Genomic DNA, 15,070 nt, shown 5'->3' with positions numbered 1-15,070 from the left:
ATCGGCGTTTGCCAAGTGGCTTTCGCAAAATTGAAGCGTCTGGCCGCGCCGCTCACCCGCCCCCGTTCATTCGCCCTTGCTCTTGCCGAGGTCCACGCCGAGCTGCTTGAGCTTGCGATACAGGTGCGTGCGCTCAAGCCCCGTTTTCTCGGCCACGCGGGTCATGCTGCCGTTCTCGCGCGCGAGGTGGTACTCGAAGTAGGCGCGCTCGAATGCGTCGCGCGCATCGCGCAGCGGGATGTCGAACGAGATCGATGCCGTTTGCGTGGCCGCGCCCGCCTGCATGCCATGCACGCCGTCGGCGCCCAGCACCGGCAGCGCCGCCGCCGATGCCACGACCGCGGGTCCGCCCGTCGCCGATTTCCCCGCCGCCGCCGTGGCCGGCGCGACCGGCGCGGCCGTACCGCGCGCGAGCCCCTGCTCGACCGCCTTCAACAGCTTTTGCAGCGCGATCGGTTTTTCGAGGAAGTTCAGCGCGCCGATCTTCGTCGCCTCGACGGCCGTGTCGATGGTCGCGTGCCCCGACATCATGATGACCGGCATCGTGAGATGGCCCTGCGCGGCCCATTCCTTGAGCAGCGTCACGCCGTCGGTGTCCGGCATCCAGATATCGAGCAGCACAAGGTCCGGCACTTGGCGCTGCCGGAAGTCGCGCGCCTGTTGCGCATCTTCCGCGAGCTCCACGACGTGCCCTTCGTCGCTGAGGATCTCCGAGAGCAATTCCCGGATGCCCATTTCATCATCTACCACCAGGATGGTTGCCATTTACGCTGCCCTTGTCTGCACTGTTGCTTTTGATCCCTGCTCCGCTTCGGCACGCGCCTGCCCGTCCCCGGACCGTCCGGGTCCTGGCGCGGCGGCATCCGGGGGGATGTCGCCCGCCAGCTGGAGAAAGAGAATCGAGATCTGCGCGCCTTCGATCACATCGCCCGCTCTCATTCGATTGCGGATGTCGATGCGCGCGCCGTGCTCGTCGACGATCTTCTTGACCATCGCAAGCCCGAGTCCTGTTCCTTTGGCCTTGGTCGTCACGTAGGGTTCGAACGCGCGCGTGAGAATGCGCGCCGGGAAACCCGGCCCGTTGTCCGATACCGTGAGACGAACCGCCACGCGCGTGCGGCCTTGCGCGTCGGGGTCCCCGTATTCTACGGCGCGGGTCTCGAGCGTCACGCGAGGATTCTGCGTGTCGGCCACCGCGTCCTGCGCGTTTTGCAGCAGGTTGTGGATCACCTGGCGCAACTGCGTCGCATCGCCGCGTATCACCGGCAAGTCGGAGAGCTCGACCTTGATCGCGCTTTTGCCTTCTTCCGCGCCGTAGAGCGTGAGCACTTCGCTCACGAGCTCGTTGAGCTGCAGGCTCGCGAGCACGGCAGGCGGCGTGCGCGCGTAATCGCGGAAGTCGTCGACCATCTGCTTCATCGCCGCGACCTGGTTGACGATGGTGGTCGCGCCGCGCTTGAGCACTTCGGCGTCGTTTGGCGCGAGCTTGTCGGAGAGCTTCATCTGCAGGCGTTCGGCCGAGAGCTGAATCGGCGTGAGCGGATTCTTGATCTCGTGCGCAAGACGCCGCGCGACTTCGCCCCACGCCACCGAGCGCTGCGCCGAGATCACGTCGGAAATGTCGTCGAACACCACGACATAGCCCGAGGTCTGCATGTCGCCCGCGTCGCGGCCCGTGTCGGATACGAGGCGCGCGCCGCGCACGAGCAGCGTGAGCGGATCGGTCTCGCCCGGAATCGGCACGGAGAACTGCTGCTGCCAGTGGCCGCGATCGCGATCGCCGCCTTCGCGATCCGTGCGCGCCGCTTCCTGATCGGCGAAGGCCTTGCGCACCATCGCGCCGAACTCCGTGAGCGCGCCGATATGATCGAGCGCGACGCCGAGCTGCGTCTGGAACGGCTGACGGAAGATGCGCTCCGCACCTGGGTTCGCCGTCGTGAGGCGAAACTGCCGGTCGAACACGAACACGCCCGCCGTGAGGTTCGCGAGAATGCTTTCGAGGTAGGCCTTCGAGTGCTCGAGCGCGACGCGGTTCTTCTCCACGGCCTGGCGCGCCTCGGAAAGCTGGCGCGTCATCGCGTTGAAGGACTGGGTGAGGAAGCCCAGTTCGTCGCGCGACTTGATTTCGCGCTTGGGCGTGTAGTCGCCCTCGGTCACTTCCTTGGTGCCCTGCGCGAGCAGGAAGAGCGGCCTCGCGAGCTGGTTGCCGAGCGCGAGCGCGAGCATCATCGCGACGAAGGTGGCGAGAAAGAGCGCAAGCGTGAGCGTGCCGATATACATCTTGCGCAGGCCCGTGCGACCGAGCGCCTTCTCCTGATACTCGCGATACGCGCGCTGCACGGCGTCGGCGTTGCGCGCGAGCGCGGCCGGCACCGGCTGCTCGAGCTGCAGGAAACGCTCGACCGGCTGCAGATCCGTTGTGTTCGCATCGGGTATGCGCGTGACCACGCGCAATCGAAGCGCGCCCTTCGAGCCGAGCTGATGCGGGTCGCCATCCACTTCGCCTTCGATCGCCGCGTAGCCGCGCCCGCGCGCCTGATCGATCATGAGCGCCGTGGGCATGTCGGCGGGCATGAGCGACGAGAAGTTGCTCGACGCCTGCGCCACCACGTGCATGTCGGGCGCGGCGCCCGACATGCTGCGCACCGGCTCGACGATCATCGCGTCCTGCACGCCGAACTGGTCGCGCGCGCGCAGGAGCGTGAGCGTCGTGCCCGCGGCGTCGCCGCTCGCGATCTGCTCCGCCATCAGACGACCCTTGGTTTGCAGGTCGGACAGCGATGCGTCGAGCATGCCGCGGCCGAGATTGAGGCCTGCGGTGAGCGCGGTTTCCACGTTCACGTCGAACCACGACTCGATCGAGCGCGAGACGAACTGATACGAAACGATATAGATGATGCCGCCCGGCACCACGCCCACGAGCGCGAAGAAGAACGCGAGCTTCGCGAGCAGCCGCGTGCCGAACTTGCCGCGCCTCAGGCGCACGACGATCACGATCATGAGCGCCGTGACCACCGACAGGAAGATCAGCGCCACGACGATATTGGCCGCGTAGAGCCAGCCGTAGTAGCGGTCGAAGAACTCGGTGTTCGCGCTCGCCGCGGCGAGCAGGACGAGCAGAAGCGTCGCGGTGAACGCGACGGTGGAAACGAGCAGCTTGACGACGACGCTGCTGAAGCTGGTGGCGCGGCGCACTTTATTTAGCACGTTCGGTCACCGTGAAGTTAAAACGCTTCCAGTCGGAAGCGAGGTTCCAGTCGCGGTTGTTCACGGCGTCGATCTGGAACGGCTTGGGCATCAGCGCGACGTCGAGCTGCATGCGCACCGAGGCCGTGTACGTTTCGCCGGGATGCACGTCGTTGCGGTCGATCACGTGCCACGAGGTGACGTGCTTGATGACCGCGAGCGCGTCCGCGAGCGTCGAGAAGCCGAGCTGCAGGCCGCCGCTCGAAACGCGGTACTCGCGCGTGAGCGGCTGGAACGACAGGCGAATGCTTTGCGAAACGCTCACCGGCTGTTCGTCGAACCAGTACCAGCGCGCGCGCGTGAGCTCGAAGTCGGTGGTGAAGTAGAGCGGAATGCCCTTGTTGACCGCGTCTTCCAGGCTGCTGTTGAGGTCGAAATCGAAGCGGGCGTCGAGGCTCCAGCCGTTGCTGTCGGCCTGGAGCGACGCGCGCTGCACCGAGATCGAGTCGGCGCGCGCCGGCGCGGCGGCCACGAAGCCGACGACGGCAAGCACCAGCCAGATCAGGGCCGCGAAGCGCAGCGGGAAGAAGCGTTTGATGGTCACCGTTTCTGAAAGCGCGCGTAGAAGAATCCGTCGTGATCTGCGGTGCGATCGGGAACGGGAAAGACAGTTGTCGTCACTTCGGCCTTTGCAGCGGCATCGTGCCGCTCTTCACCGGCTGCGCCATCTTCTGGCCCCCGGGCCGGCGCGCCGAACGCCTCGGGCAGCAGTTGCCCCGGGGCGTCCAATCGTACCGCATCCGCGTGGGTGCTTTCAAACCAGCGCGCCTGCGCCTCGCCTTCCTCGGGGAAGATCGAGCAGGTCACGTAAAGCAGTTCGCCGCCCGGCTTCACGAGCGGCCACAGCGCATCGACGATGCGGCGCTGCTCGGCGGCAAGCGCCGCGATGTCGCTCTCGCGGCGCAGCCAGCGAATGTCCGGATGGCGGCGCACGATGCCCGAGGCCGAGCACGGCACGTCGGCGAGGATGCGATCGAAGCCTTCGCCGTCACGCCAGGCGGCAGGATTGCCCGCGTCGCCGACCACGATCTTGGCACGCCGCATGGGATGCGCGGGATCGTCCTGCGCGAAACCGAGGCGCGCGAAGTTTTCGCCGATGCGCGCGGCGCGTGTCGCGTCGCTCTCCAGCGCAATCAGGTCGATGTCGGCAAGCTCGAGCAGATGGCCGCTCTTGCCGCCGGGCGCCGCGCACGCGTCGAGCACGCGCATGCCGTCACGCACGCCGAGGATTGGCGCGGCCACCTGCGCGCCGGCGTCCTGCACGGACACGTCGCCCGCGAAGAACCCGGGGATGCGATCGACCGGCAACCCAGCGGCGAGGCGCACAGCGTGTTCGCCGATCTGCGTGGCGGCGATGTTTTCGGAGGCGAGCCGCTGGACGTATTCGGCGGCGCTCGCACGGCGCGCATTCACGCGCAGCGTGAGCGGGCCCTGCTTGTTGCCCGCGGCGAGAATCGCCTGCCACTGCGTGGGCCACGCGGCGCGCACGGCGTCGATCCACCAGCGCGGATAGTTCCAGCGGGCGGTTTCATCGGCCTGGGCGGCGGCAAGCGCGGTCTCGCGTTCGCGCAAAAAGCCGCGCAGCACCGCATTGACGAGCCCTTTCGCGAAGGCGGCCTCGCGGCGCGCGGCCACGGCGCTCACGGCCTGATCGACGACCGTAAACGGCGTGTAGGCGGCGCTCGCCTCGTCTTCGGCGAGCAACGCCAGGGCGCAGGCCAGCACGTTCGCGACGTGCGGCGGCGGTGCCTTGCTCACCCGCTGCCGGATCAGCCAGTCGGCGGTGCCGAGCCGCCGCATGGTGCGATACGCGATGTCCTGCACGGCACCGCGAGCCTGCGGCGCGAAGTCGGCGGGCAAGGCGGCGAAGGCGCTCGCGAGCGCGGCGGGCAGCGCCGCACCGGCGCGCACCGCGCCGACCGCCTGGGCGGCCTGGTCGAGCGCGAAGCCCAGCGAATCGGGGGCCAGGTGCACGGCCTGGCTGCGCGTCGGCGCCGCGCCCTGCTGGCGCGCGGGCGATGCGGAACGCTTTTTGCCGTGAGACGGCTTGCTGGGTCGCCGGGATGGGCTCGATGTCATGGAGAAACCGGATGCGGGCCGCAGTGAATCGCGGCGTCAATGATGCACAAGCGAGCCATTGTAGCGTGGCGAGCGCGCAACACTGCCAGCCGGCGCGATTCCCGTTGACGGCACCGCGCCCGCAGGCGGGGGAGCGGCGAAAAGCGCAGGGATACATATTGGCGGATACCGACTAACGGCCCGCCGCATGATGGCGACAGACAACGCCCGTCCTCCCTGCGTCATCGCGGCCATCATGAAACTGCCCGGGAAGAAACAAGACTTCGCGTTCCTCGCCTTCGTTGCGCTTTTTTCCGTGTACCAGCAGGGACGCGGAAAGCTGTTCTCGCCCTTCTGGGACTACAACGTGTACGCGTACGCGCTGGATCAGTTCAGGCGCGGCGCGAATCCATATATCCCGCACGGATTCCCCTTCGTCTATCCGCCCATCTTCCTGAATCTGTTCTCGCGCGTGCCGTTTCACTGGCTCTATCTGGCATTCGTTGCCGCGTCGCTGATCTATCTCGCGTACAGCATCAGGCATGCGGATTTCGTCGTCGCCGGTGCGCTGGGGTTTCTGACCGGCGGTGCGGGCGTGGGCGGCATCCTCACGGGGAATTTCGCGATCTTCGCCCACCTGCTGATCATTGCGCTTTTTTATGCGGCTTCGCAGGACGCCTCACCGCATGCATCGCAGCGAGGCGGCAACGCAGCGGCAAAGTATTGCGCGCTGGCTTTTTTCATCGCCCTGTTTGCCTCCATCAAGATCTATTTCCTGACGTACGCCGTCGTGTTCTTTTTTATCCCCAAAGGCATGCGCTATGGCTTCGCCGTGCCCGTGTGCGTTGCGCTCGCAACCCTTGCGCAGCTCGCGCTGGAACCGCGCCTGTGGACCGGCTTCGAAACCCTGCTGCGCTGGCAGATGCTCGCCCAGAACGATTCCGGGCTCGTGCTGTTCGGGATACTCGAACAGCACGTGCGCGCGTTATCGACGCTGGAAGACGTCCTGTTCTACGAACTGGTGGTCCTGGCGCTGTTCGCGTACGCGGTCGATCCATTGCGCGGGCGGCGGCTCATGGCTGCCGAAAACGAAAACGTGCGCGGCAGGCTGTTCTACGTGCTCGCGTTCTGTCTCGCGCTGAATCCGAGAATGAAGGAATACGACATCGCGCCGTTTTTCGCGTGCTGTTACGTTTCGCTCTTCGAGAGCAGCAACGACGCCCACCGGATGGACCGCGTGTTTTTCTACGCCGTACCGCTGGCGTTCATCGCCGCCTGGATCGTCGTCAAGTTCGGGCACGTGTACTACGCGCTCGACGTTTCGTGGTTCATCGGCGTTTATTTCGTGTTCTTCGTGGTTTCGCTGCGTCAACGGGCATTGCGGGTTTCCGCTCGAGCGGGCGCCCGACAGGTGAACAGCGACGCTGCGGCGACGGGTTGAATAAAAAACGCCTCCGAAGAGGCGTTGATTCCGTTGCCGGTTCCCGCTTTAGCGTCGGCCGCCCGCGGCCATCTCCATCAATCGGCGGATGCGCTCTTCCGTGGACGGGTGCGTGCTGAAGAGGTTCTGCAGGCCGCCGCCAGACAGCGGATTCATGATCATCATCTGCGCCGTGGCCGGATGCTCTTCGGCCGCCGGGAACGGAATGCCCTGCGCATAGCGATGGATCTTGTCGAGTGCCGAGGCGAGCGCCTGCGGATCGCCCGAAATCTCGGCGCCGCCGCGGTCCGCTTCGAACTCGCGCGCCCGCGAAATCGCCATCTGGATCAGCGCGCCCGCGATCGGCGCGAGCAGCGCCACGGCAATGCTCGCGATGGGATTCGCCGGCCGGCCGTTTTCGTCGCGGCCGCCGAAGATCATCGCGAAGTTGGCGAGCGCCGAGATCGCGCCGGCCATGGTGGCCGAGATGGTCGAGATGAGGATGTCGCGGTGCTTCACGTGCGCCAGTTCGTGCGCCATGACGCCGCGCATCTCGCGCTCGGACAGCACGCGCAGGATGCCCGTGGTCGCCGCGACCGCGGCGTGCTCGGGATTGCGGCCCGTGGCGAAGGCGTTGGGCGCGTCCTCGTTGATGAGATAGACGCGCGGCATCGGCAGGCCGGCCCGCGTGGCCAGATCGCGGACCATGCGATAGAACTGCGGCGCCGTGGTCTCGTCGACTTCCTGCGCGTTGTACATGCGCAGGACCATCTTGTCCGAATACCAGTACGAGAAGAAGTTCATGGCGAGCGCGAAGAACAGCGCCAGCACCATCCCGCGATGCCCGCCGATCAGCCCGCCAATCACGATGAAAAGGGCCGTAATCGCGGCCATCAACATCGCGGTTTTGACCCAGTTGAACATGTGCTGTGCTCCTTCACCCGCCAGGGGATCAAATCGATCGTTGAACGCCCGCCGCCAACCGGTCAGCTGGCGCCAGGCGAAGCGCATTGTAAGCGATTTGTTAGATATAGGCCGATGCGAAAAATTCAACCTCAGCGTGTGGCCGTGGCGAGCTTCAGGCCCAAGCCGACAAACGCCGAGCCGACCGTGCGGTCGAGCCACTTCTTCACGCCCGCCTTGCCCGCAAAGCGCCGCGCGACGCTGCCCGCCACCCACGCGACGAAGCTGTTCCAGACGGTGCTCATCACGACGAACACGGCGCCGAGCGTGAGGAAAGCGAGGGCCTTGTGCTCCGTCCCCGTGGTCACGAACTGCGGGAAAAAAGACACGAAGAACAGCACCACTTTCGGGTTGAGCACATTGGTGCAGAAACCCGACACGAAGAGCTGGCGCAGCGGGCGCGGGGCGGCGGCAGGCAGCGCGGCTTGCGCAGCGCCCTCGACCGGCTCGACCTCGTGCTTCGTGAGGACGAGCCGCACGCCGAGATACACGAGATACATCGCGCCGACGATCTTGATGACCGTGAACGCCGTGGCCGACGCCGCGAGCAGCGCGGTCAACCCGAACGCGCAGGCGAGCGTGTGCACACAGCAGCCCGCCGAGATGCCCAGTGCGGAAACGAGGCCCGCGCCGCGGCCCTGCGCGACGCTGCGGCCGACGATATAGGCCGTGTCGGGTCCCGGCGTCACGTTCAGGAGAAATACGGCGACGAGAAAGAAACCGAAATGGGTGATGCCGGGCATGACAACCTCAAAATCGAAAAACGCGCTTCAAACGCCATTGATTCTAGCGCGCCGGGAACCGCGCGGCATTGGGCATGGCGGGGCCATTTCGGGCGCTGGCGCGGGCCCTGGTTCAGGCCGCAGGAGGCTCGGGCAACTGAAAACGCTGCCCCGCCGCCAGCGGCATGCCGGCCAGGAATTCGCGCGCGGGCAGCCGCTTGCCGCCCGGCTTTTGCAGCTGCGTGAGGCGCAGCGCGCCCTCGCCGCAGGCCACCACCACGCCCGCCGGGCTCACTTCGAGAATCTCGCCCGGCTCGGCGGCGCCCGCCGAACGCGCTACGGGCTCGGCTGCCCACAACTTGAGCTGTGCGCCGTCCAGCGTGGCTGCGCCGCCCGGGAACGGGTCGAAGGCGCGAATCTGCCGCGCGAGCGCGAGCGCTGAGCGGCGCCAGTCGAGCGCGGCTTCCTGCTTGCCGATCTTTTCGGCGTAAGTTGCGCCCTCTGCCGGCTGCGGCGTGGCGGGCAGCGCGCCGTCGCGTTCGAGCGCGACGAGCCCGTCCACGATCAGCTTCGCGCCGAGTTGCGCCAGGCGGTCGTGCAGCGTCGCCGTGGTGTCGCCCGGCGCGATCGGCGTGCGCACCTCGGAGATCATCGGGCCGGTGTCGAGCCCCGCGTCCATCTGCATGAGCGTGATGCCGGTTTCGGTGTCGCCGGCTTCGATCGCGCGATGAATCGGCGCCGCGCCGCGCCAGCGCGGCAGGATGGACCCATGAATGTTGATGCAGCCGTGCGGCGGGATGTCCAGCACTTCCTGCGGCAGCAACAGCCCGTAGGCTGCGACCACCATCACGTCGTGCGGCGTGGCGCGCAGCAGGTCCAGCGCCGCGGCGGCTTCCTGCGGATACTTGCCGGTACGGCGCAGCGACGGCGGCTGGGCGACGGCCATGCCGTGCTCCTGCGCATAGCGCTTGACCGGGCTTGCCTGGAGCTTCATGCCGCGGCCTGCCGGGCGGTCGGGCTGGGTGAGGACGAGCGGCACGGCAAAGCCCGCTTCGTGAATCGCCGCGAGCGCTGCGGCGGCGAATTCCGGCGTGCCGGCGAAGATGACGCGAAGGGTGTGGCTCATGGGCGCTCAGTACGTGGCTGGTCGATGAAGAAGGAGACGGCGCGACGCAAAGCGATTACATCGCGCGTTCGAGCTTCTTCATCTTGCTGCGGATGCGGGTCTGCTTGAGCGACGACAGGTACTCGACGAACACCTTGCCCATCAGGTGATCCATTTCGTGCTGGATGCACACGGCGAGCAGCCCTTCGCAGTCCACCTCGTAGGTCTCGCCCTTTTCGTTCATCGCGCGCACGCGCACCTTTTCCGCGCGCTCGACTTCATCGTAGATGCCCGGCACGGAAAGACAGCCTTCCTCATGCACTTCGCGCTCTTCACTCGACCAGAGGATTTCCGGGTTGATGAACACGCGCAGTTCGTCGTGCGTGTCGGAAACGTCGATCACAACGACACGCTCATGCACGTCGACCTGGGTGGCGGCGAGACCGACGCCAGGCGCGGCGTACATGGTTTCGGCCATGTCGGCGACCAGTTTGCGGATGCGGTCGTTGACCACCTCGACCGGCTTCGCGACCTTGTGCAGGCGCTTGTCCGGGTAATGAAGAATGTTCAGTAGAGCCATGATTTGACGGGTTTCTCGTTGGGCGCCCGAAAGAGCCAGGCACAGGGAACGATGCGCGGCCTGGCCATTCGGCCAGCTTGCGGGTCCCATGCCGGAAACGGAGGATATCTCCTCATATTCGGACGAAAGGACCGCAATTCAACGTTGAACACGCTTATCGCCCGTGCGGACGCGCTGCGCCCGAAGGTGCGCGCGCAATGCCACGGGTCAGGACGCCACGGTGTATTTCGGATGGTGAAAATTTTATCACGAGGTGCGGCAAACCGTCCGCGCCCGGGGGAACGCAATGCCGGCGACCTTGCCGATGTCTGCTGATGAACTGGCCGCCTGGCTGCGCCTCGCCCTTGCGCGCGGCTTGAGGCCCGCTGCGCTGCGGGCGCTGCTCGGCGCGTTCGGCCTGCCTCAAAACGTGCTGTCCCAGCCGTTCGCTGCCCTCGCCGCGGTGGCGGGTGCGCAAGCCGCACACGCCGCCCTGGCCGAGCCCCGGCCGGACTTCACGGCACAACTCGAAGCCCTGCAGGCATGGCGGGCGGCACCCGGCACCGCGCTCATCACGCTGGCCGATCCGGCCTATCCGGCCCGCCTGCTCGACATGCCCGACCCACCGCCGCTGCTCTACGCAAAGGGCCGGCTCGAACTGCTCCACGCACGCGCGGTAGCCGTCGTGGGCAGCCGCAACGCCACGCCCCAGGCCGTCGAGGACGCAGCGCGCTTCGCGCGCACACTCGCCGCGTCGGGTCTCACCGTCGTCTCGGGGCTCGCGCTCGGCGTGGACGGCGCCGCGCATCGAGGCGCGCTCCACGAGCGTGGCGGCACCGTCGCCGTGATCGGCACCGGCGCGGATCTCGTCTATCCCCCGGCCCATCGTCCGCTCGCCATGGAGATCGCCGTGCACGGCGCCCTCGTCTCCGAATGGCCGCTCGGCACCCCGGCGCGCTCCGCGAATTTTCCGCAGCGCAACCGCGTGATTGCCGCGCTCGTCGAAGGCGTGGTGGTGGTCGAGGCCGCGCAACGATCCGGCTCGCTCATCACGGCGAGGCTCGCCAACGAAATGGGACGCGACGTGTTCGCGCTGCCCGGCTCGATTCACGCGCCGCTCACGCGCGGCTGCCATGGGCTCATCAAGCAAGGGGCGCAGCTGGTCGAATCGCCCGAAGAGGTGCTCGACGCGCTCAATGTCGAGCCGCCCCGGGGTACCGGGCGCGCGAGCGCGTCGCCGCGGGAAAGGCGCCGCCAAAGCCAGAAGATCCCGGTTCCCTTCGATCGCATGCAGCACGGCGACACAAACGAAACGCCCCAACTGGCGCTCGAATTCCAGCGCCCCGAGCCGCCGCCCGTGCTTCGCGCCGAAGCACGAAAATCGCCCGCCAGCCTTGGCGCCGAAGCCCTGCGCCTGCTCGAAGCGCTCGGTCACGCGCCGGCCACGGTTGAAATTCTCGCGCAGCGCACCGACATGGCCGAAGCGGTGCTGCAAGGCACACTGCTGCAACTCGAACTCGCGGGACACCTCGACGCCCTGCCCGGCGGCTGGTTCGTGCGGGCATCGCGCGGCTGATGCCGCGCATTGGGGGCATCACCGCCCGTGCCCCGCCGTGATACATTCGCGCCAAATACCCCGCTCTATATATAAGAGAACGCAAGGAACCACCATGCCCGCGCTAGACCTCGACACCGACGCCGACCAGATCGCCGAGCGCGTCAGCAATCAGGACACGCTGTTCGTCGCGTGCCTGTGCGCGCAGTGGTGCGGGACGTGCCGCGACTACCGTGCCACGTTCGACCGCATCGCCGAGGCGCATCCCGACGTCTGCTTCGCGTACATCGACATCGAAACCCATGCCGACCGCTTCGACGACCTCGATGTCGAGAACTTCCCGACCATCCTGATCGAAGACGGTCACGCCACGCGCTTTTTCGGCACGGTCCTGCCGCACGCCGCCGTGGTCGAACGCATGCTCTCGGACCTCACCGCGCTACCGGGTGTGTCCGACGCGCCCAAGCTGCGCCCCGCCCTCAGCGCGGTCTGAGCACAACCTGCATCTGACCCCGATCAGGCATACCGCTTGCCGCGCGGCCTGGCGCGCCCTTATGATTGGGCGCCCTGGCGCTTGCGCGGGTGTCGTCATGAGATGACGCAAAAATCGACGCCGACGCGCCATGTGCTATAAAGCGGTCGAGAACGGCCCCCCGAGCGGGGCAGCAACGCCGGGCATCGCGCCCAAGCGCCCATTCAGGCGGCATCGGCCCCGGGGCGCCAACCGGATACACCCACAAGCAACCAGTCATGTCCAAAGCTCTGATCATCGCCGAGAAGCCATCCGTCGCGAACGACATCGCGCGCGCGCTGGGCGGTTTTACCAAGCATGACGAGTACTACGAGAGCGACGACTACGTGCTCTCGTCGGCGGTCGGCCATCTGCTGGAAATCGCAGCGCCGGAAGAATACGAGGTCAAGCGCGGCAAATGGAGCTTCGCTCATCTGCCCGTGATCCCGCCGCACTTCGACCTGAACCCGATCGCCAAGAGCGAATCGCGGCTCAAGGTGCTCAACAAGCTGATGAAGCGCAAGGACGTCACGCAACTCATCAACGCCTGCGACGCGGGGCGCGAGGGCGAACTGATCTTCCGCCTGATCGCGCAGCACGCGAAGGCGAAGCAGCCGGTCCAGCGCCTGTGGCTCCAGTCGATGACGCCGCAGGCGATCCGCGACGGCTTCGCGAACCTGCGCAGCGACCACGACATGCAGCCGCTCGCCGACGCGGCCCGCTGCCGCTCGGAAGCCGACTGGCTTGTCGGCATCAACGGCACGCGCGCGATGACCGCCTTCAACAGCAAGGGCGGCGGCTTCTTCCTCACGACGGTTGGCCGCGTTCAGACGCCGACCTTGTCGATCGTCGTCGAACGCGAAGAGAAAATCCGCCGTTTCATTCCACGCGATTATTGGGAAGTGCGTGCGGAGTTCGTCTGCGCGAGCGGCTTCTATGAAGGCCGCTGGTTTGACCCGAAATTCAAGAAGGACGAGTTCGATCCGGAAAAGCGCGATTCGCGCCTCTGGAGCCTGCCGGCCGCCGAGACCATCGTCGCGGCCTGCCATGGCCGCGAAGGCACGGTCACCGAAGAATCGAAGCCGTCCACCCAGCTCTCGCCCGCGCTCTTCGACCTGACGAGTCTGCAGCGCGAAGCCAACGGCCGCTTCGGCTTTTCGGCCAAGAACACGCTCGGCCTCGCCCAGGCGCTGTACGAAAAGCACAAGGTGCTCACCTACCCGCGTACCGATTCGCGCGCGCTGCCCGAGGATTACATGGGCACGGTGAAAGAGACGCTCGAGATGCTCAAGGAGAGCAACAACTACCTGCCGCACGCGAAGCAGGTGCTCGACAAGGGCTGGGTGAAGCCGAACAAGCGCATTTTCGACAACTCGAAGATCAGCGACCACTTCGCCATCATCCCCACGCTGCAGGCGCCGAAGTCGCTCTCGGAGCCCGAGCAGAAGCTGTACGACCTCGTCGTCAAGCGCTTCCTCGCCGTGTTCTTCCCGGCGGCGGAATATCGCGTCACCACGCGTATCACCGAAGTCGCCGGCCATCACTTCAAGACCGAAGGCAAGGTGCTGGTCGAGCCGGGCTGGCTGCAGGTCTATGGCCGCGACGCGGGCGGCGACGACGCCAACCTCGTGCCGGTGAAGAAGGACGAGAAGGTCAAGACCGACAAGATCGCGGCGCACCAGCTCGTGACCAGGCCGCCCGCGCGCTACAACGAAGCGACGCTGCTCTCGGCCATGGAAGGCGCGGGCAAGCTCGTGGACGACGAAGAACTGCGCGAGGCCATGGCCGCCAAGGGCCTTGGCACGCCGGCCACGCGTGCGGCGATCATCGAAGGTCTGCTCGGCGAAAAGTATCTCGTGCGCGAAGGCCGCGAACTGATCCCGACGGCCAAGGCGTTCCAGCTCATGACGCTGTTGCGCGGTCTCGGTGTGGAAGAACTCACCGCGCCGGAACTCACCGGCGAATGGGAGTACAAGCTTTCGCAGATGGAGCGCGGCAAACTCCCGCGCGACGCGTTCATGCAGGAAATCGCCCGCATGACGCAGACCATCGTGAAGCGCGCGAAGGAATACGACTCGGACACGATCCCCGGCGACTACGCGACGCTTCAAACGCCGTGTCCGAATTGCGGCGGCCAGGTGAAGGAAAACTACCGCCGCTTCGCATGCACGAAGTGCGAGTTCTCGATCTCGAAGATCCCGGGCGGCCGCCAGTTCGAAATCCCCGAAGTGGAAGAACTGCTGCAGAACAAGACGATCGGCCCGCTCTCGGGCTTCCGCAGCAAGATGGGCCGGCCGTTCTCGGCCATCCTCAAGCTCTCGTTCGACGACGAAATCAAGAACTACAAGCTCGAGTTCGATTTTGGCCAGGACTCCGGCGCCGAAGACGGTGAAGCGCCCGACTTCTCGCAGCAGGAACCGGTGGGCGCGTGCCCGAAGTGCAAGGCACGCGTGTACGAGCACGGCATGAGCTACGTGTGCGAGCACTCGGTCGCGAATCCGAAGACCTGCGACTTCCGTTCGGGCAAGGTGATCCTGCAGCAGGAGATCGCGCGCGACCAGATGGCCAAACTGCTGGCCGAAGGCCGCACGGACTTGCTGACCAACTTCAAGTCTTCGCGTACGGGCCGCAACTTCAAGGCTTTCCTCGTCAAGCAGCCGGACGGCAAGATCGGCTTCGAGTTCGAGAAGAAGGAGCCGAGCGCGAAGACGGCGGCCAGAGCGGTCGCGAAGAAGTCGGCCGCAGCGGCCGAGGCTACGGTCGATGCCGCGAACGACGCGGCGGATTCGGCTGCAGAAGGCAAGACGAAGCCAGCGCGCAAGACGGCGACCGCCAAAGCCGCACCGGCGCGCAAGACCGCCGCCCGCAAGACGCCGGCGCGTAAGACAGGGTCTTAAGCGGGCTTTGCACGGACCGTCACCGGCCCCAGGC

At 66.4% G+C, this 15,070-nt stretch carries 12 protein-coding genes; 4 read left to right on the top strand and 8 right to left on the bottom strand.

Translation table 11 applies throughout. The features are described 5' to 3' along the window. Window positions 1–66: 66 nt before the first annotated feature. From esaR to rsmB, 4 genes are read right to left on the bottom strand one after another with little or no spacing between them, the layout of a single operon-like run. The gene (esaR, locus tag C7411_RS03075) at window positions 67–765 is read right to left on the bottom strand and encodes a response regulator transcription factor EsaR (protein WP_110383179.1); all 699 of its coding nucleotides are present in this window, start codon (window positions 763–765) and stop codon (window positions 67–69) included. After that, on the bottom strand, window positions 766–3,207 hold the full coding sequence (locus C7411_RS03070; protein WP_110383180.1) for a sensor histidine kinase: 2,442 nt from the start codon (window positions 3,205–3,207) through the stop codon (window positions 766–768). Beyond that, entirely contained in the window at window positions 3,197–3,790 is a 594-nt protein-coding gene (locus C7411_RS03065; RefSeq protein WP_042266116.1) for a DUF4390 domain-containing protein, read from the bottom strand. Before C7411_RS03065 ends, C7411_RS03070 begins: the two co-directional genes overlap by 11 nt. Further along, window positions 3,787–5,325 carry a 16S rRNA (cytosine(967)-C(5))-methyltransferase RsmB gene (rsmB, locus tag C7411_RS03060; protein ID WP_110383181.1) on the bottom strand — a complete coding sequence of 513 codons (1,539 nt, stop codon included), beginning with the start codon at window positions 5,323–5,325 and terminating at the stop codon, window positions 3,787–3,789. The genes C7411_RS03065 and rsmB overlap by 4 nt, the downstream gene beginning before the upstream one ends. A 235-nt stretch (window positions 5,326–5,560) precedes the next feature. On the opposite strand from rsmB, the gene C7411_RS03055 reads away from it, so the two are divergent. Further along, the gene (locus C7411_RS03055; protein WP_110383182.1) at window positions 5,561–6,745 is read left to right on the top strand and encodes a hypothetical protein; all 1,185 of its coding nucleotides are present in this window, start codon (window positions 5,561–5,563) and stop codon (window positions 6,743–6,745) included. 48 nt (window positions 6,746–6,793) lie between these two features. Here the strand turns inward: C7411_RS03055 and htpX are convergent, their stop codons facing one another. The 4 genes from htpX to def form a co-directional block, all read right to left on the bottom strand. Then, window positions 6,794–7,648: a zinc metalloprotease HtpX gene (htpX, locus tag C7411_RS03050; protein ID WP_042266165.1), complete on the bottom strand. Its 855-nt coding sequence runs from the start codon at window positions 7,646–7,648 to the stop codon at window positions 6,794–6,796. A 131-nt stretch (window positions 7,649–7,779) separates the two neighbouring features. Beyond that, complete coding sequence (locus C7411_RS03045; RefSeq protein WP_110383183.1) at window positions 7,780–8,430, bottom strand: LysE family translocator; 651 nt, start codon at window positions 8,428–8,430, stop codon at window positions 7,780–7,782. A 112-nt stretch (window positions 8,431–8,542) separates the two neighbouring features. Beyond that, window positions 8,543–9,535, bottom strand: coding sequence for a methionyl-tRNA formyltransferase (gene fmt / locus C7411_RS03040; protein WP_110383184.1), 993 nt, complete (start codon window positions 9,533–9,535; stop codon window positions 8,543–8,545). A 55-nt stretch (window positions 9,536–9,590) separates the two neighbouring features. After that, window positions 9,591–10,094 carry a peptide deformylase gene (gene def, locus C7411_RS03035; protein ID WP_110383185.1) on the bottom strand — a complete coding sequence of 168 codons (504 nt, stop codon included), beginning with the start codon at window positions 10,092–10,094 and terminating at the stop codon, window positions 9,591–9,593. A gap of 304 nt (window positions 10,095–10,398) precedes the next feature. On the opposite strand from def, the gene dprA reads away from it, so the two are divergent. From dprA to C7411_RS03020, 3 genes are all read left to right on the top strand, one after another. Then, complete coding sequence (gene dprA, locus C7411_RS03030) at window positions 10,399–11,649, top strand: DNA-processing protein DprA (RefSeq protein WP_243413024.1); 1,251 nt, start codon at window positions 10,399–10,401, stop codon at window positions 11,647–11,649. 94 nt (window positions 11,650–11,743) lie between these two features. Beyond that, window positions 11,744–12,121: a thioredoxin family protein gene (locus C7411_RS03025; RefSeq protein WP_110383187.1), complete on the top strand. Its 378-nt coding sequence runs from the start codon at window positions 11,744–11,746 to the stop codon at window positions 12,119–12,121. A 257-nt stretch (window positions 12,122–12,378) separates the two neighbouring features. Next, window positions 12,379–15,036, top strand: a complete 2,658-nt coding sequence (locus C7411_RS03020; RefSeq protein ID WP_110383188.1) for a DNA topoisomerase III — start codon at window positions 12,379–12,381, stop codon at window positions 15,034–15,036. Window positions 15,037–15,070: the final 34 nt, after the last annotated feature.

The organism is Paraburkholderia silvatlantica, from assembly GCF_003096715.1.
Lineage (GTDB): Bacteria > Pseudomonadota > Gammaproteobacteria > Burkholderiales > Burkholderiaceae > Paraburkholderia > Paraburkholderia silvatlantica.
Note: the sequence above shows the minus strand (reverse complement) of the source record. Positions and strands in the feature narration are given on the sequence as shown.